The 17,389-nt window shown below is 46.1% G+C and carries 18 protein-coding genes; 4 read left to right on the forward strand and 14 right to left on the reverse strand.

From position 1 onward, the window contains the following. The 3 genes from BCF55_RS02425 to ilvB are packed head-to-tail and all read right to left on the reverse strand — an operon-like array spanning window position 1 to window position 3,120. Complete coding sequence (locus BCF55_RS02425; protein WP_121009484.1) at window positions 1–726, reverse strand: hypothetical protein; 726 nt, start codon at window positions 724–726, stop codon at window positions 1–3. A gap of 44 nt (window positions 727–770) precedes the next feature. Beyond that, window positions 771–1,352: an acetolactate synthase small subunit gene (gene ilvN / locus BCF55_RS02430; RefSeq protein WP_121009487.1), complete on the reverse strand. Its 582-nt coding sequence runs from the start codon at window positions 1,350–1,352 to the stop codon at window positions 771–773. Window positions 1,353–1,368: 16 nt separating this feature from the next. Continuing rightward, on the reverse strand, window positions 1,369–3,120 hold the full coding sequence (gene ilvB, locus BCF55_RS02435; RefSeq protein WP_121009490.1) for a biosynthetic-type acetolactate synthase large subunit: 1,752 nt from the start codon (window positions 3,118–3,120) through the stop codon (window positions 1,369–1,371). 225 nt (window positions 3,121–3,345) lie between these two features. Here ilvB and atpA point away from each other — a divergent pair, with 225 nt between their 5' ends. The 4 genes from atpA to BCF55_RS02455 are packed head-to-tail and all read left to right on the forward strand — an operon-like array spanning window position 3,346 to window position 6,435. Beyond that, complete coding sequence (gene atpA, locus BCF55_RS02440) at window positions 3,346–4,857, forward strand: F0F1 ATP synthase subunit alpha (RefSeq protein ID WP_121009493.1); 1,512 nt, start codon at window positions 3,346–3,348, stop codon at window positions 4,855–4,857. 4 nt (window positions 4,858–4,861) lie between these two features. Then, a complete protein-coding gene (locus tag BCF55_RS02445; RefSeq protein WP_121009496.1) occupies window positions 4,862–5,686 on the forward strand; it encodes a DUF72 domain-containing protein in 825 nt (274 codons plus the stop codon). Between the two features lie 49 nt (window positions 5,687–5,735). Then, window positions 5,736–6,146: an aspartate 1-decarboxylase gene (gene panD / locus BCF55_RS02450; protein WP_121009499.1), complete on the forward strand. Its 411-nt coding sequence runs from the start codon at window positions 5,736–5,738 to the stop codon at window positions 6,144–6,146. Further along, window positions 6,109–6,435, forward strand: coding sequence for a rhodanese-like domain-containing protein (locus BCF55_RS02455; RefSeq protein ID WP_121009502.1), 327 nt, complete (start codon window positions 6,109–6,111; stop codon window positions 6,433–6,435). The genes panD and BCF55_RS02455 overlap by 38 nt, the downstream gene beginning before the upstream one ends. On the opposite strand, the gene BCF55_RS02460 is transcribed toward BCF55_RS02455, so the two are convergent. From BCF55_RS02460 to BCF55_RS02510, 11 genes are all read right to left on the reverse strand, one after another. Further along, window positions 6,425–7,657, reverse strand: a complete 1,233-nt coding sequence (locus BCF55_RS02460) for an EAL and HDOD domain-containing protein (RefSeq protein WP_121009504.1) — start codon at window positions 7,655–7,657, stop codon at window positions 6,425–6,427. The genes BCF55_RS02455 and BCF55_RS02460 overlap by 11 nt on opposite strands. Further along, window positions 7,623–8,909, reverse strand: coding sequence for a serine hydroxymethyltransferase (gene glyA, locus BCF55_RS02465; RefSeq protein ID WP_121009507.1), 1,287 nt, complete (start codon window positions 8,907–8,909; stop codon window positions 7,623–7,625). Before glyA ends, BCF55_RS02460 begins: the two co-directional genes overlap by 35 nt. Before the next feature lie 12 nt (window positions 8,910–8,921). Further along, entirely contained in the window at window positions 8,922–10,367 is a 1,446-nt protein-coding gene (locus BCF55_RS02470; protein ID WP_121009510.1) for a hypothetical protein, read from the reverse strand. A 17-nt stretch (window positions 10,368–10,384) separates the two neighbouring features. Next, window positions 10,385–11,383: a LipS1 family lipoyl synthase gene (gene lipS1 / locus BCF55_RS02475; RefSeq protein WP_121009513.1), complete on the reverse strand. Its 999-nt coding sequence runs from the start codon at window positions 11,381–11,383 to the stop codon at window positions 10,385–10,387. A 36-nt stretch (window positions 11,384–11,419) separates the two neighbouring features. Then, a complete protein-coding gene (gene gcvH, locus BCF55_RS02480) occupies window positions 11,420–11,866 on the reverse strand; it encodes a glycine cleavage system protein H (RefSeq protein ID WP_121009516.1) in 447 nt (148 codons plus the stop codon). 54 nt (window positions 11,867–11,920) lie between these two features. Continuing rightward, entirely contained in the window at window positions 11,921–12,325 is a 405-nt protein-coding gene (locus BCF55_RS02485) for a DsrE family protein (protein ID WP_121009519.1), read from the reverse strand. A gap of 14 nt (window positions 12,326–12,339) precedes the next feature. Then, on the reverse strand, window positions 12,340–13,296 hold the full coding sequence (locus tag BCF55_RS02490; RefSeq protein ID WP_170144791.1) for a heterodisulfide reductase-related iron-sulfur binding cluster: 957 nt from the start codon (window positions 13,294–13,296) through the stop codon (window positions 12,340–12,342). Window positions 13,297–13,347: 51 nt separating this feature from the next. After that, window positions 13,348–14,109: a 4Fe-4S dicluster domain-containing protein gene (locus BCF55_RS02495; protein WP_121009524.1), complete on the reverse strand. Its 762-nt coding sequence runs from the start codon at window positions 14,107–14,109 to the stop codon at window positions 13,348–13,350. Between the two features lie 12 nt (window positions 14,110–14,121). Further along, window positions 14,122–14,922, reverse strand: coding sequence for a hypothetical protein (locus tag BCF55_RS02500; RefSeq protein ID WP_121009525.1), 801 nt, complete (start codon window positions 14,920–14,922; stop codon window positions 14,122–14,124). A 2-nt stretch (window positions 14,923–14,924) separates the two neighbouring features. After that, the gene (locus tag BCF55_RS02505) at window positions 14,925–15,983 is read right to left on the reverse strand and encodes an FAD-dependent oxidoreductase (RefSeq protein WP_121009530.1); all 1,059 of its coding nucleotides are present in this window, start codon (window positions 15,981–15,983) and stop codon (window positions 14,925–14,927) included. 65 nt (window positions 15,984–16,048) lie between these two features. Continuing rightward, a complete protein-coding gene (locus tag BCF55_RS02510; protein ID WP_121009533.1) occupies window positions 16,049–17,386 on the reverse strand; it encodes a heterodisulfide reductase-related iron-sulfur binding cluster in 1,338 nt (445 codons plus the stop codon). Window positions 17,387–17,389 lie beyond the last annotated feature (3 nt).

The raw sequence follows: 17,389 nt of genomic DNA on the forward strand, positions 1-17,389 counted from the left end.
TTATTCTTCTTTTATAAGTTCAAGTCTCTTCATTACTCCTCTCTCCAGCTTCATAACCCTTTCTATCCCCTCCTTTACTCTCTGAACATCTATTTTATCGTCTTTTTCTTCCAGAAGTGCAGAAATTCTTTCAAGCTCTTCCCCGCACTCTCTAAGGTCCCTTTTTATCTCCATGAAAAGCTCTGCGTAATCCTCAAATACGTTCTGGACAGCCTGCCCTATAGCTCCAACCGGGTCAAGTCCTGCAGGAAACTCCGTCTTCAGGTAGCCTTCTCTGACCCTGTCCAGGGATTCCAAAAGCTTTGAGGTGTTTTCCGATATGCTCTCTATCTGGTCTTCCAGTGCGTTAATCTGTTTTTGATATTTGTCTTCAAAGTTCTTCACAAGCTCCTTTATGCTTTCAACAACGGTAACCATCTCCTCGTGGATAGGTATCGGGACTACGGTCTTCTCCTTATGCCTTTCTTCAAGGATATCTATCACATACATCAGCCTTCCGAACAACTCCTCAAGTTTTCCCTTAGTCCAGAGAAGGTTGAAGACTACCCATGCGGAGGATATGGCAAAGCCCACACCGAGGGCGTAGTATGGATTTACCTGCCCGAGAAAAAATAGGGCGAAGGATATAAGTATCCCCAGGAATATGGAAGAAAGAACGAAAAATTTTAGAAGCTCGTTTCCTAAAGAGGAAATTCTCGGTGTTTCAACCATGGGCTCACCCTTCAAACCCTCCTAACAAAGGTTATCGCTACAAGACGTGGATTTTTCAATTATTCCAGATTCCCTTCTTCTATGAAGAGTTCCCTCCTCATAGCCACCTTACCTGTCCTTGCCATTTCCTTTATACCAAAAGGTTTCAGGAGTTCCAGCATGGCGTTTATCTTTTCCTCATCACCGGTGACCTCTATGGTGTAGGTCTCAGGAGAGACGTCAACTATCTTTCCTCTGAATATCTCAACTATTCTCAAAACTTCGTCTCTCGCCCTTGAAGTGGGTGTGTGGACCTTTACCAGGACGAGCTCCCTTTCTACATGGGGGACATCCGTTATGTCTCTTACCTTTAAGGTATCTATTAGTTTCCTGAGCTGTTTCACAACCTGGTCTATAACTATGTCATCACCAACAACCTCTATGGTCATCCTTGATATTCCTGGTTCGTGGGTTTCTCCAACGGAAAGGCTCTCTATGTTGTATCCCTTTCCTGCTATAAGGGTCGCTATCCTTGCCAGTACGCCTATTTCGTTCCTTACCTTAACGTTTATTATGTGCTTTCTGACCTGACCCTTCCTCGTCTGCCTTAACCTTGGTGATTTAGCAACCGTTATCTCCGCACCACCAACCGTGTCAGCCATTTAAATCCTCCTCTCTTTATCCAACTAAGTACATGGTTTCCGCTTCAGCTCCTCTTCCGTCTTCAAGAATCATGTCCTTGTAAGACTTTCCAGGAGGAACCATAGGCAGGACGTTTTCCTCTCTGTCTACGACGAAGTCCATTATTACAGGTCTGTCCTCCACCTTCATAGCTTCTTCAAGGATTTCCCTGACTTCCTTAGGTTTCTCCGCTCTAAAGCCAACCGCTCCCATGGCTTCAGCAAGCTTTACAAAATCTGGTTGCAAGCTCAAGTCAACCTCTGAGTACCTTTTGCTGTAGAAGAGCTCTTGCCACTGGCGCACCATCCCCAGATAGGCGTTGTTTACTATGGCGACCTTAACAGGTACTCTGTACTGTACAGCAGTGATTATCTCCTGCATAGTCATCACAAAGGACCCATCACCGTCTATAACGAAAACCTCCTTCTCAGGTCTTCCTATCTTGGCGCCTATACCTGCTGGAAGGCCAAAACCCATGGTTCCCAAGCCTCCGGAATTCAGGAACTGTCTTGGGTAAGAGTACTTGTAGAACATGGCTGCCCACATCTGGTGCTGTCCAACTCCGGGCACAATTATGGCGTCGCCGTTGGTTACCTCGTAAATCTGCTCAATAACATACTGAGGTTTAATCACCTTCTTGGAATTTTTATAGGTAAGGGGATGGAGTTTCTTCCACTTCTCTATCTGTTCCAGCCATTTTTCCCTTTCCTCCGGGTGGGTGACCTTAGCACCTTTCCTCTTAAGCTCGTTTATCAGTTTTCTGAGGACTATCTTTACATCCCCGACTATGGGAACATCAACGATTATGTTCTTAGATATGGAAGCTGGGTCTATGTCTATATGAATTATCTTTGCATCGGGAGCGAACTCATCAATTTTACCTGTGACCCTGTCATCAAACCTTGCCCCCACAGCTATTAGCAGGTCGGAGTTATAAACTGCCATGTTGGCATAGTAGGTGCCATGCATGCCTAGCATTCTCAGAGCGAGAGGGTGGTTTTCTGGGAAGGCACCCTTACCCTGTGTGGTAGTTGCCACAGGTATCTTCATAAGTTCAGCCAGCTCTATGAGCTCTTCCTGTGCTTCTGCATTCACAGCCCCACCACCCACATATAGGACGGGTCTCTTGGCTTCCATTATGAGCTTTACAGCTTTCTTTATCTGCTGGATATTGCCCTCGGTATGGGGTTTGTACCCAGGAAGAGCCTTTTTAACCTCTTCAAGAGAGGGTATCTTTACATCTGAAAGTTGCTGGGTGATGTCCTTTGGTATATCAACGAGAACCGGTCCCGGTCTTCCTGTACTTGCAATATAAAAGGCTTTCCTTATGATGAGGGGAAGCTCATCTATGTTTCTCACTAAGAAGTTGTGTTTTGTAATGGGTCTGGTTATTCCGACTATGTCAACCTCCTGAAAGGCATCGTTTCCTATCATGTGGGTGGGCACCTGACCGGTTATAACCACCATAGGGACGGAATCCATATATGCGTCCGCTATCGGAGTGACTATATTTGTAGCCCCTGGACCAGAGGTTGTCATAGCAACGCCCACCTTACCGGTAGCCTTGGCGTAACCCTCAGCCATATGGCCTGCACCCTGTTCATGACGGGCAAGTATATGCTTTATGCCTCCGTCTCGGTAAAGGGCATCGTAAACCTCCATTATTGCCCCACCGGGGAGTCCGAATATCACATCAACCCCTTCTTCCTTAAGGGTTTCTATCACTATGTCTGCGCCCTTTCTTGACATTAGACTATCTCCTCCTGATTTAAATAAATCGTAATATATAAAATTTGTATAAACACGTAAGAAGGTCAAGGGAAAAAACAGACCTGTAAGCGTTTAAAATTTGCCCACTCAATAGGAATGCGCGTAAGACTTTACTCTGAGCTATATTTCACGTCTTTGGGAATTACGCACAGATACACTGAGGGTGTGGTATAATTTGCAGGATAAATCACAGGAGGTTCCGAGATGGGAATGCTCAGTTACGAAGAAGCCCTTGACCTTTTACGTCAACAGATAAAGGAGTTTGAAGCTGAAGCCAAGATGGAAGAAGTTGGCGTGGTTTACTATGTCGGTGACGGCGTGGCAAGGGCTTATGGTCTGGAAAATGTTATGGCTATGGAGGTCGTGGAGTTTGAGGGGGGACAGAAGGGATTAGCCTTTAACCTTGAGGAAGATAACGTTGGTCTGATAATACTGGGTAGCGAATCGGGTATAAGAGAAGGCTCCATAGTAAGGAGGTCAAACCAGATACTCTCAGTCCCTGTTGGGGAAAGCCTCGTTGGTAGAGTTATAAACGCTCTTGGAGAACCCCTTGACGGGAAGGGACCTATAGAGTATGAATACATGTCTCCTGTTGAAAAGATAGCCCCCGGTGTTGTTGCAAGGAAACCTGTCCACGAACCCCTCCAGACAGGCATAAAGTCTATAGACTCTATGATTCCTATAGGAAGAGGTCAAAGGGAGCTTATAATTGGTGACAGGGCAACCGGAAAGACTACCATATGTATAGACACCATCCTCAATCAGAAGAATACTGACGTTTACTGCATATACGTAGCCATAGGTCAGAAAAGGTCAACTACCGCAAGGATTATAGAGCTCCTTGAAAAAGAAGGGGCTATGGAGTACACCACCGTTGTCGTTGCTTCAGCGACTGACCCTGCTTCCCTTCAGTACCTTGCTCCCTTCGTGGGGTGTACCATAGGTGAGTACTTTAGAGACAACGGAAAACACGCTCTCGTTGTTTACGATGACCTTTCCAAGCATGCAGAAGCTTATAGACAGCTCTCCCTGTTGATGAGAAGACCACCGGGTAGGGAAGCTTACCCTGGAGATGTTTTCTACCTTCACTCAAGGCTTCTTGAAAGGGCTGCAAAGCTTAACGACAACCTCGGTGGAGGCTCACTTACAGCCCTGCCCATAATTGAAACCAAAGCTGGAGACGTTGCCGCCTACATACCAACCAACGTTATATCCATAACGGACGGGCAGATATACCTTGAACCGGACCTCTTCAACAAAGGTGTAAGACCGGCTATAAACGTTGGTCTATCGGTTTCAAGGGTTGGGGGAGCTGCCCAGATAAAGGCTATGAAACAGGTCGCAGGAACTCTCAGGCTAGACCTGGCTCAGTTCAGGGAGCTTGAGGCATTCGTTCAGTTTGCCTCGGAGCTTGATAAGGCAACCCAACAAACTATAAACAGGGGTATGAGACTCGTTGAGCTCCTAAAACAGGAACCTTACAATCCTTTACCCGTTGAGAAACAGATAGTCGCTATATTTGCTGGTACGAACGGCTATCTGGACGACCTTCCCGTTGAGTCTGTGAGAAAGTTTGAAAAGGAGCTCTACGTATTCCTTGACAACGAAAGACCTGAAATACTCCAGGAAATCAGGGAGAAGAAAGCCCTTGATGACGAACTCAAGGGCAAGATAAAAGAGGCTCTTGACGCCTTTAAGGCAAAGTTCGTTCCATAATTGCGTGAAAGGTGTATATATAGGGTGTAGTGGTTTTTCCTACAAGGACTGGAGGGGGACTTTTTACCCCTCCGGTATATCTCAATCAGACCTTATAAGGTATTACGAGAAGTTCTTTGAAGTTCTTGAGATAAACTATACCTTTTACTCAATGCCCCACACTTATACCCTGGAAAGTTTCCTTAAGAAGACAAGGAGACTCAGGTTTTCTATAAAGGTGAACAGCGTCTTTACCCATGTTAGAAGCTATACAGACAACGAGCTTAGGAAATTTAAGGAAGGTATAAAGCCTATAGCAGAAAGCCAACGCTTTATAGCCTTGCTCTTCCAGTTCCCTCAAAACTTTACATACTCTCCAGAAAGCATGGTGTACCTTAAGAGACTCTCAGAGGATTTTGTGGGCTACGATAGAGCGATTGAATTGCGAAGCAGAAGTTTTAATAGGGCTGAAGTTTTTGAAGAGCTTGAGAGTCTTGGTTTTAATCTTGTAAATGTTGACGCTCCAAAGATAAAAGGTTTGCTTGTTGGACCGTGGAAGTCCGTCGGAAACTTCAACTACGTCCGCCTCCATGGTAGAAACAAAGACAAGTGGTTTAAAGGGGAAGAATCCTATGAGAGATACGATTACCTCTACTCTGAGGAAGAGTTGCTAGAGCTGAAGGATAAGATAGAAAAGCTTCGTCAAGGAAAGGATACTTACATTTTCTTCAACAACCATTACAGGGGAAAAGGCGCGCTGAACGCTTTGCAGCTCAAAGGCTTATTCTCTGAGGCTGTTGAAATCCCCAAGGGGCTTGTGGCTGCTTTCTCAAAGAGACTGTGGGAGTAGAAATTTATAAGATATTTCGTATATTATTATTTGCTCGGAGGTGGTCAGGTTGAAAAGACAGATGCTTAAGTCAAAGATTCACCGGTTAACAGTTACAGGGGCAGACCTTCATTACGAGGGGAGTCTCTCCCTTGACCTTGAGCTTATGGAAGCTGCCGACCTCTTACCCTTTGAGAAGATAGATGTATACAACATAAATACAGGTGCAAGATTCACAACATACGTTATACCAGCCCCAAGGTACTCTGGTACCGTGAGGTTAAACGGTGCAGCTGCAAGACTCGGTGCAAAAGGTGACCTGATAATAATAGCTTCCTATGCTGAGTATAACGAAAATGAACTTGAGTATTACAGCCCCAGGCTCGTTTACGTTGATTCAGAAAACAGGATCGTATCCCTTAAAAGGTCTATGGAGGAAGAAGATGTTCAATGTACCGGAGGTAACCCCAGAAGAGGCTAAGAAGCTTCTTGAAGAAGAAGGAGATAAGGTAGTCCTTTTGGATGTGAGAACTCCACCGGAGCACTTTCAACTCAGGATACCCAACTCGCTATTTGTGCCCCTGGACGATCTGAGGTATAAATATTCAGACCTTCCAAAGGATAAAAAGTACATAGTGTACTGCAGGAGTGGAGAAAGAAGCGCCTTTGCCACGTACTTCCTTAGACATATGGGTTATGAAGCTTACAATCTTGCAGGTGGGATAATATCCTGGCCCTACGAGAGAGAATCCGGAGAAGTCAAATCCTGAGTATCTCTTCAGCCTGGGATTGAGCCTGGAACAGGAGGTTTTTAACCTCGTAGGGTTCCATCCTCAGTTTTGGAGCGAACTTTTCTACAATACTGTCCAGTCTTTCACCTCCTATCTCAAGGGCCTCTTCAAGTATGCTTGCCTCCTGGAGTACAAGACTTAAAGGTTTGTTCGCGCCTGTGTAGGCATCTATTATTTCCTGGTCTATGTTTACCTCTCTCAGGAACTCTATCTTATTCACCCCAAGTATCTTGTCTATAAGGGAGAAAAGACCTACAAGATACGCCTCATTGGCGAGCTCTGGTTTCATCCTCTTCATTATCTCCTCAGCGAGTATAGCCCTTATTAGGGACTTCTTCCATAGGTAGGGATTTTCAACGGAGACGTAATCGTTGGTCGCTATGAGTAGGGTAAATTTCTTCAGATTATCCATGCCCAGGTAGGCACAAGCCTGTACAAGGTCTTTTATCTCCTTTCTCCTAGCAAAGTAAGCAGAGTTCACAAACCTTAGAAGTTTTGCCGACATACCTACGTCGCTCGCTATTATGCCTGCAAACTCCCTTATGCTCTGAACCGTATTCAGGGAAGCTATCATACGCATAAGGGTACTCTTCAGGAAGGGAGCTATCTCAAACTCTTTTACCAGAGATACGGAACCGAGATAGTTTCCTTCAAATAGGTCACCGTAACCTAAAACTTTGTTGTACTCCTTCTCAGACTCTATTCTGGATATGAGTATCTTCTTCTGCATCCTCTTCACGGCGTTTACCCTGCCTTCATCAACCGTTTGGGCTGAAAACTCAACTATATGGGACATGCGCAGTATATCCGCGTATTTTCCCGAATAGAGCTTCTCTGTTAGGGCTATAAGTCCCCCCTTCTCCTTGAGCTCTTCTATCCTCTTTATAGCGTTAGCGTAAAGAGATTGACCTATCTCTATCTGCGGAGGCATGAGCTGGAAAACAACCATCTCCGTTGGCAGGAGGTCAAGAACTTTGTTCAGAAGCGAATCTAAGGTTACGTTTATAAAGACTTTTTTATTATCGGATACTCTTTTCAGACCAAGCTCGGCTACCAGCTCAGCGATTATGAAGGTCGCCTTGTTAAAAGGTATATCCGAAGGGTACTTTTCAAGGTCGTCACTCCTTCTCAGATAAACTTCATAACCGTATATGCTCCTCTCCGCGTTAAATACCGGCTGTCGGGCTATTACGAAGCTCATCTATCTTCTCCCTGAGCTCTGGGTAGAGGGGAAACTGCTCGCATAGCCCCTTTACCTCTTCTTTCACTCTCTCTATAACTTTATCGTCTCCTATATTTTTTACAACAGTGGATATCATTTTCGCTATCTTCTTCATTTCTTCCTCTTTCATACCTCGGGTTGTGAGTGCAGAGGTTCCTATCCTTATGCCACTCGTTACAGTCGGCTTCTGGGGATCAAAGGGTACAGCATTCTTGTTAACCGTGATATTGGCACGTCCAAGAGCTTCTTCAACCTCCTTTCCGGTAAGGTTCATGTTCCTAAGGTCAACAAGAACTATATGGCTATCTGTCCCTCCGGTAACTATTTTAAACCCTTCTTTTGCGAGTTCTTCAGCCATAACCTTTGCATTGAGTATAACCTGCTTAGCGTAAGCCTTAAACTCTTCTGTCATGGCTTCTTTAAAGGCAACAGCTTTGGCTGCTATTACGTGCATGAGTGGACCACCCTGGATTCCTGGAAATACCGATTTGTCTATCGCCTTTGCAAACTCCTCTCTGCACAGAACGAAACCGCTTCTTGGACCTCTAAGGGTTTTATGGGTAGTTGAAGTCACGAAATGGGATTCCGGAACAGGGTTTGGATACTCACCCGCAGCCACGAGCCCTGCATAGTGGGCCATGTCAACCATAAGCAGTGCTCCAACTTCGTCAGCTATCTCCCTGAGCTTTGCCCAGTCTATCACTCTTGGGTAAGCCGAAGCTCCTCCCACTATAAGCTTAGGTTTATGCTCTTTTGCGAGTTTATAAGCTTGGTCGTAATCTATCAGCTCCGTTTCTGGATTAACCCCGTACTGGACAACGTTGTAAAGTTTTCCAGAAAAGTTGACCTTCGCTCCATGGGTGAGGTGTCCGCCGTGGGCAAGGTTCATGCCCATTATGGTATCACCCGGCTCCAGAACTGCCATGTAAACAGCCATATTAGCTTGAGAGCCGGAGTGGGGTTGCACGTTAGCATGCTCTGCACCGAAGAGCTTCTTCGCCCTTTCTATAGCGAGTGTCTCCGCTATATCTACAAACTCACACCCTCCATAGTATCTCTTCCCTGGTAGACCTTCAGCATACTTGTTTGTAAGGACACTACCCGTAGCCTCCATTACGGCAAGGGATGTAAAGTTTTCGGAGGCTATAAGCTCAAGGTGGTAAAACTGTCTTTCATACTCTTTAACGACAACCTCAAATATCTCAGGGTCTGTCTTGAGCAGGTTTTCCATGAGAGAATTATATCACCTCTCAGGGCAGAGATTTTCCCTAAGCTTTAGAGCCGCTTCAACCAGCTTTTCTCTTTTTATGTCCGTCCCCACTGTCTCTTCCCAAAGTTCTTCACTTTCCGTTTCAATTCCACTATCAAAGTAAGATTCCATCATTGATACGAAGTTCTCAAAGGTACTCTCAACCATAAGCTCGGCATCTTTAAGGGTGGGGTACACCTCGGCAAAGTTTTCAAGATTGACCTCCTCTGAGAATTCCAGAAACAGTTGAAGTCCCAAACAGATGCACTCTTTGATATCAACAGCCTTTATATCCCTGATTTCTCGGGATGGGGAGTTCTCCATTTCGTCCGCCAAAAGGGGTATAAGAACGGATATGTAAGCGAATACGTTGCTCAAGTTTATAGGCATGTCCTGAGTCTTACCAAGCTTTAATATCTCTCTCAGAGAGAATACGGATTTTTGGAGTAAGACGACGGAGAGTTCCCTGTAGTCCTGATTGCCCGTATCCTCCCATTTTGTATAAAAGCTCATGCCTAAATCCCCGAATATCAGAGGTGAGAACTCCTCGGTATAAGGTACGTACTTATCAAAGCTGTACAGGAGGCTTTTCAAAAGTTCTATGTTATCGGTTCTCAAGCTCGTTATTACTTCGTATATGGTAAATGCTCTTTCTTCCTCGGAAAGCTCTTCCTCCATATACTGCTCAAGCAGGCTCTTAAGTTCTTTGTAAGTATTTAGGTCCTCTACAAGCCTTGCGTAAGTGTATATAGCCTTTTCCATGAGAATTTTCTTTAAGTTTTGGTTATCAGCTCTGTCGTATTTATCCATGAAGAGATCAAACAGTCTCTGGGATTCCTCTTCATCAATGAACCTGAAGAGAACATGACCCAGGAAGACCTCTAAGGCTCCCGGGTCGTATTCTGAGCAGTCTGAGAGTATATCTTCAAGGGTTTCTATATCTACTTCCACTTTGTCCTCAAGGAGTAAGTTATTTAGCTTCTCAAGGTCATCGCTCCTTAAGAGTTCTTTAATCTCCTCTCCGGAGACGGGAGACTGCCCATATCCTTTAAGGTTTACAGATATGAGCTCTTTCCCGAAGCCTTGCTCACGCAAAAGTTTTTCAGATATCACTACTATATCCGCCTCCGGTTTAATAAGGTCCTCTGGAGTAGGGTTATTGGGGTCCAGACAAACGAACTCTCCGGTGGAGTTTATGTTCTCCACGGCGGTTAAGAAGTCAGGTGATTCCAGTAAGGCTCTCTCCAGCTTATCTCTTTCCGTACTGGTTCCTCCGTAATCTACGAGGATTGCCTTGTCTTCGCTCTCACCTTCAATATATAGGAGTAAGTATTCAACCTTCAACCTTTTCGTATTGAATATGTAGGATATATCCTTAAGTTTGTTGTTTTCTAAGACTTCCTTTACAGATTCTCTTCCCTTAAGAACTTCCAGTTTCATACAGATAAAAGATAGTACTATATATTACCAGCTTCAAACATAAATACAGTTGAGCAACAACTCGGTGACAGAACTGGCTCAAGACCTATTGATTTGGAGTAGGTCACGACCCCTTCGGCAGGGAAGGCTATACCGTTCACACCTGCTAATATGGAGTATACGTCAAGCTTAACTCTTTCAGCTCCCGCTGGTCTTGCACATCCTACCATTATCGGAGATTCAGGCATGTTCTTTCTGGCATATAGAATCACGTCAACGCTTTCTTCAACTGACGGTGGAGGAAGAAGCTGAAACCTCGCTTTTCCATAATAAGGCATAACTACAACTAAAACGAGAGCTTCGGGTTTATACTTGGCGATAACATCAAGGGCTTTATACTCACCCTTTATCTTACCGTAATGGAGACCTATTATGACGTGGGGGACGATCTTCAACTGAGCTTCTCTGAGGAGCCTTAGAGACTCATCGTAATCTCTTACGCTTTTGTGGGGCATCTTGTAAACCTGGGAGATGGTTTCATCGTCACCTATTATGTCCAGGAGAACAGCGTCAACCTCTGCATCCTTTAAACCTTGCACGTAACTCTCATTAACGAGACCAACATGGCAGGTGACAAGCATACCTAACTCTTTTTTGACAGCTTTCATAGTGTCAAAGAAAGGTTCCAGCTCCACAACGCCGTCCCTGTTGGAACCTCCAGACACGAGTATACCTTCAACTCCCTGTTCCTTCAATTGAGAACACACTTTCCAGAGTTCTTCAGGTGAGGTCGCCGGTATCATGTGCCAAAGTATTTTGCTGGCACAGTGGTCACACATAAGCTCGCAGTTTCTACCGGTTATAGATATATCTACGAACCGCGGTGGAGTTTTTATAGAAAAGTCATCAACCTCGTAATGTTTAAATCCAGGGCTGTGAAAGTAGACCTTCTTACCAAAGTTTTTTAGCCTTATATCAAGCCCTTCCCTTAACCTCTCAGCAAGCCTTTCGTCAACTTCAAAGTCAAGTTCTAACATAGTATTTAAGGAGTCCGGGGCAGAGCCCCGACACTGTTAACCGCACTTAACGCCTTTCTCTTCGGCGACCTTTCTGAGCGCCTCAACAGCCTCAGGACCTTTCATCAGTTGGTTGACCTCATCAGCGTTTGTGGGCTTGAGTTTTACAACCCAACCCTGTCCATAGGGGTCATCGTTCACAAGAGCGGGGTTTCCTTTTAGACTTTCGTTGATTTCAACTATCTCTCCGGTAAAGGGTGCAGGGACAGGTCCGACCCACTTTCCACTTTCAATGGTGGCAACGCTCTTTCCCTTCTTGACCTCTTTACCCACCTTCTTAGGAGTGTAGGCAACAAGTCTCCCAGCCATTGCAGCGGCTATTGAGGTTAGCCCAACAGTGTAAGTTCCATCTCCGTTGTCTTTAACCCATGTAAAGGCGTTTGCCTCTGGGTCAACATGATAGAGCAGGTCCTCTGGAACCTGACATCCGTTTACCTCTGCCATTTCACACCTCCCATTTATTGAAATTTAAGGAATATTCTATACTATCTGGACTCCTCAGAATACTATTAGCTTATCAGCTTCCATAGCTCTAAGAGCAAATTCACTTGCCGGAACTACACCATCCAGCTCGGGTATCAGTTCCTCCTCGGTGAGTCCCAGAGAATCAACAGCCTGCTTGCACGAATAAAACTTTACCCCCGCAAGCTTAGCGTCTCTCATGAAGTCATAGACAGTTTTGGGTTTTTGTCCATTCTGCTGGAAGCAGTTACCCTCCGCAGACGGGCATATCTTCTCTGCTATCCCCCTACGGATCAGATGGGTTCCATCCATGTTAAAGAACACTTCCACCTCAGCATCGTTAGCTGCCATGAGGGCTGCAATGTAAAAGGGCGAGGCACACCGCCAGGGTGTCCTCGGACCGCTCGTCATGAGTATAACTATCTTCTTCTCCTCTTCCATGTCCCAAACCTTTATCAGGCGAGTCCAAGCCTCTTGAGAACGGGAATGGGGTCGGAGAGGTTGTCCTTGAGCTTCACGTCGCCAGAGCTGTAACCGAAGGCGAGACCCAGAAGCTGCGTAAAGTAAGCAGCGGGAACGTCAACATCGGGAACACCCTTCATCATGAGCCTGTGCCTGTACATTTCAAGAGATGCGTGACACAGCGGACACTCTGTGGCTATTATGTCTGCACCGTTCCTCTTTGCCATCTGGAGGATCATCATTACAAACTTCTCGGAGACCTGCTCATCAGAGAGGGAGTGGGGTCCTCCACAACACTGGGTATGCATGGGTTCAAACTCAACATTGGTAGCCCCTGCAGCTTCCAAGAGGGCTTCCATGTAGTATGGATGCTCGTCATCATCGGCGGTTTCTCTCATTCTGGGTCTATCTTGCTCTTCAGAGCCAATGTGAGAGTAGGTCCTTGCATAGAAGTGAGGTCTTGTATATAGGCAACCGTAGTAGTTGGCTACCTTTAAACCTTTGAGAGGTTTCTTCGTTCTTTCCTTAACCTTTTGAGGTCCAGCCTCGTGGTAAAACCATTCAAGTATATGATATGTGTGGGGTATTTCAGCCAGAGGGTCAACTCCTCCTTCTTTTAAAAGGGCATTTATTCTCTCAAAGACGTTCTTGTCTGTTTCAAGGAAGTACTCCGCTCTCTGAAGTGAGAAGGAGCATCCGTTGCAGGGGGCTACGATAGTGCTGTGCCCCTGTCTCTTCGCAAGAGACATGTTCCTCGCATTGAGGAGCATAGTTCCCCAGAAGGTGACATTCTTTGTTTCCATAGCACCGCAACAGTTGTAGTCCTCAAGATAATCAAGCTCAAGACCCAACTCCTTAGCAACTATCCTGGTAGAAACATCGTACGCTCTTGCAGCACCTTCCAGAGAACATCCAGGGTAGTAAGCTACCCTCTTTCCTATACCACCCATAGGTGGTTTTCTTTCCTGTGCTACTGCCATCTCAATCACCTCCTCAACAGATTAGTGGGTAAATACTCCCTCTTCCTCCATAACTTTCCTGAGAACCTGCTTGAACCTGTTCCAATTTTTGGTCCTCGGGTGGAAAAGCATGTGCTTTGCGTTGAGGACGAGGAAGCCAATGTTCATACTCTTCAGTGGTTTTGCTGCGAGCTGCTTTAGCCAATCTGGCACTCCGCCCACAAAGGGTATAGGTTTCTTGAGAATTGGGTCCTTAACAACTTGGTAACCCTGTTTCTCCACCCATCCGAAGAGGAGCTCTCCATCCTCTATCCTGCCGTACTCATAGACGCTCTCTAAGAAGAACTTATCAAACTTCTTGGAAGGATATTCTTCTATTATTCCCCTCTTAGCCATAACCCTGAGTATCGCTTTCAGAACCTCTTCAACGAGAACACCCTTTGGACACCTGTGGGTACACTTGTGGCAGGACACACACCTCCACATGACATCTGCCCGCTTCTGGAGTTCATCAATCAACCCGAGCCTTGCCAGGTATATGAAGTGTCTGGGGTTGTACCTTTCATCCCAGTAGTTATGGACGGGACAGGAAGCTGTACAGTAAGAGCACTGGTAGCATTGGGTTATAGTCTTACCTTCAGGCTGCTGGAGGACTTCATCTAAGAACTCAAGGTCATAGTCGTTTATAACCCTGGGAAGTATTATTAAGTTCCAGTCTCCTGATACATCAACTCCATCAATAACTAACCTCTCTTTCCTGAGTACCCTTTCCGGGTCAACCAGGCTTCTCTCATGGATAGCCATCTCTCACACCTCCTAAGTAAATTCAACGGGGACATTAACCCCTAGGAGCCTCTTTGCCATGACTCCAGCAGGTGGGAAGAACCCCTTTGCGCTGTGCATCGTGGACAGGGTCATGTAATCTACATAGGTTGCGTATATCATTGCAAGGAATATGTCAACGAAGAGGTAGCCCTTAACCTTTATTCCAAACTCTTGGAGCTTTTCCGCTATTTGCTCGTAAACCTGTTTGAACTGCTCGTAGGTTTCTCCGTACATCCTCCTTCCACGTCCTCCTGTCGGGGGTTCCTCCTTAAGGAAAACGATAGCTCCCGTTTCACTCTCCGGGTCCCAGATCCAGCTGGTCCAGAGAATGTATTTCTCCGGAAAGGTAAAATGGAGGAGCTCTGCGGCTATGTCCCTGGCTGACTTTCTGTCAATTCCTCTCAGTTGCTTTGCAAATTCATCAACCTTCTCTTCCCATGTTCTTTCCGTATCCTTCTTCTTCCTGAGTAATCCACCCTTCTCATCGCCGTACAGGAGGTCACTTATAGCCTTTTTGAGTTTGTCTATGCCGGTTTCCTCAATAATCTGCTTCTTTTTCCTTCTTGCCGCGAATATCTTGTCAAAGATAGCCTCAAGCTCCTCTGCCTTTAAGGAAGGCAGCCTGTCTTTGGCAAGGGTTTTCTGGAAGAATTCGGATTTCTCCACCAATTCCTGATAGAATTCCTGGGCAAAGTCTTCCCCTTCACCAAGGATTTTAATCAGATAGTCCCTTATAAGGGCATCGTCAAGCGTGACAGCCTTAAAGCCGCCTTCCTTTCTTTCTTCACTCATAACTACGCTGACACCTTAGCTCCTATAAATGTTGCTGCTTCAGCTCCAGCAGCTTCACCCTCTGATAGGGAGGATTCAATGTCTATGGGTCCTTTGCAGGCACCCGCTATAAACACGCCTGGCTTGTTAGATATTATGTTGGAGCCAGCATCTTCTGCTGGAACAAGAAACTGGCTGTCTGGGTCCTGGGCGAGACCGAGTATCTTTGCAACCTTTTTGGTGCCTTCGGAAGGCTCCATTCCAAGAACTAAAACTACAAGGTCCATCGGAACCTCAGCAGGTCTCTGGACTATGGTGTCCTCATGCTTGACCCTCAACCTTCCATCTTGGGGGTTATAGGTTATCTCAGCTATCCTACCCCTTACGTACCTGACTCCGTGTTTCTCCTGAGGAGCCCAATAGAAGGGGTACTCCCATGTTCCGTAAGTCCTCACATCCATGTAGTAGCAGAACACATCAACTTCAGGGTAGTGTTCCCTTATCTCGGTTCCCTGAAGACCTGAAAGGGCACATCCGTATCTACAGCAGTGAACATTTGTAACACCAAGCTGTCTATCCCTGGAACCGACACAGAACACAAAGGCAACCCTCTTGGGAAGCTGTCCATTAGATGGTCTGTAGAGCTTTCCTTCCCTTGAGAACATTTGCTCAAGCTCAAGGTTGGTTATTACGTCAGGATAGATACCGTAGCCCAGCTCGCCCTTCCTTTTGGCATCAAAGTGCTGGAAACCTGTAGCTACAACTATTGCAGCTACCTCATGCTCCTCACCGTTGGATAACTTCACTTTAAAGTTTGGAGCTTCACCTTCACAGGCTTCAAGCTCAACACCGAGTTTCACATCAATGTTGGGGTTATTCTGGACCTCTTCTATGAAAGGTCCTATGACCTGCTGGGGAGTCATCTTTCTGGGTATTAGGGTGTGATAGTCCTCAATTACAGGCCTTCCACCGAGCTTTTGCTCCTTTTCTACGAGTATAGTGGGTATTCCGAGCTTACCCAGTGTCCTCGCTGCTGCAAGTCCTGCTGGACCTCCTCCGACCACCAGAACACTCTTAGCCATCTCCAACCTCCTTAATAAGAGTTATTAGAGTAAAGGGGAGCAAAGCTCCCCAGAACCTGCTAGCTTTAAGACTTGAAAAGGGGCATGTCTGCAGAAGCGGACTTCTTCCTCTTAAATCCATCAGAAGTTCTGCTGTAAGGCTCGTAAAGGTCATACTCCTTGAAGAATTCCAGGAGCTCATCGTACTTTCCTTCTTTCTCAAGCTCTGCTATGTGCTTAACAGTGTCTTCCCACTCTTTTCTGAGCTCTTTCCAGTTGGTTATACCCATCTTCTCAAGCAGGGGTTCGTAGTTGGAGCAGTTCCAGTAGAGCTGAACTATCTTGAAGGGGTGTGCTCCACATGCCAGAGCAGCGAACATCACATCGGACATGACAGCCACAGGGTGATACATCCCGTGAGCTTTTCCTATCCACTGGTTCTTTTCAAAGGTGGTTGTGCATCCGGTATCATGGGTAACCATGAGGTCAGCCTTGACCTCTTCGGCTATGACCTTAAGCTTTCTCTGGATAGCGAAAGACCTCGTGAATTCCCTCTCGGTGAGTATGTGCCTGAAACCAAAACCGCAGCAGTCGTACCAGGTTGAGTAGTCAACAACCTGAGCTCCGAGAGCCTTCACTACCGCCGTAGAAGCTGCAGGTCTCTGTCCATTGTAAACTTCCGCATCGTATGGGTAATCATCTGCCATCATCTTCCAAGTGTGACAGGCATTGTGTATAGCTACCCTAACATTGGAAACGTCTATACCTTTGGCTTTCCCCTCCTTCTCGTAGAGTTCAGCTATCTTGTGCCTTACAGCGTGAACCCACTCGGAGTAGTGAACTACCTCTTGGGGTATAACGATTCTTCCGTCCTCGGTAAGCCTTCCAAGCTTCTTCAGGATCGGCTTAACGGCGTCCCTGAGTTCCTTGTTGAATATGAGCTGCTCTCTTGTCTCCTTATAAGAACCGAATGAGGTTCCGCAGTGTATAAGGGGGTAATAGCCCGTCTTCCAAGCCTGGTGCATGTTCCTGAGCCAAACTGCTGCCAGGGCAACGGGGTTTGATGTTCCAGAACCGTGGTAGTTCCATGCTGTACAGGATGTCTGGTGCGGCTCGTTCAGATAGTCATACCCGAACTTGTTCATGAACCAGAATATGGATGCAGGATATCCAGGTATGTTTCCGCACTGACCGCAAGATTTGTGGTGCCATAGCTTGGCTGTAGGAACGGTCTTTATCCTTCCGGTTCTTGTGAATACCTCAACAGGCTTATTCTCCTCAGTAATCTTGTATACCAGGATCTCTCCCTTCTCTTCAAGTTCGTGCATCTCCTCAAAGAGATGGTCATAGTGAGAATGCTTGTTCAGTATTGGAAACGGCTCAGGGTCTGCATATCTCAAATATGGGCTTTTTCCGTGTCCCATAAT

The organism is Hydrogenivirga caldilitoris, from assembly GCF_003664005.1.
GTDB lineage: Bacteria > Aquificota > Aquificia > Aquificales > Aquificaceae > Hydrogenivirga > Hydrogenivirga caldilitoris.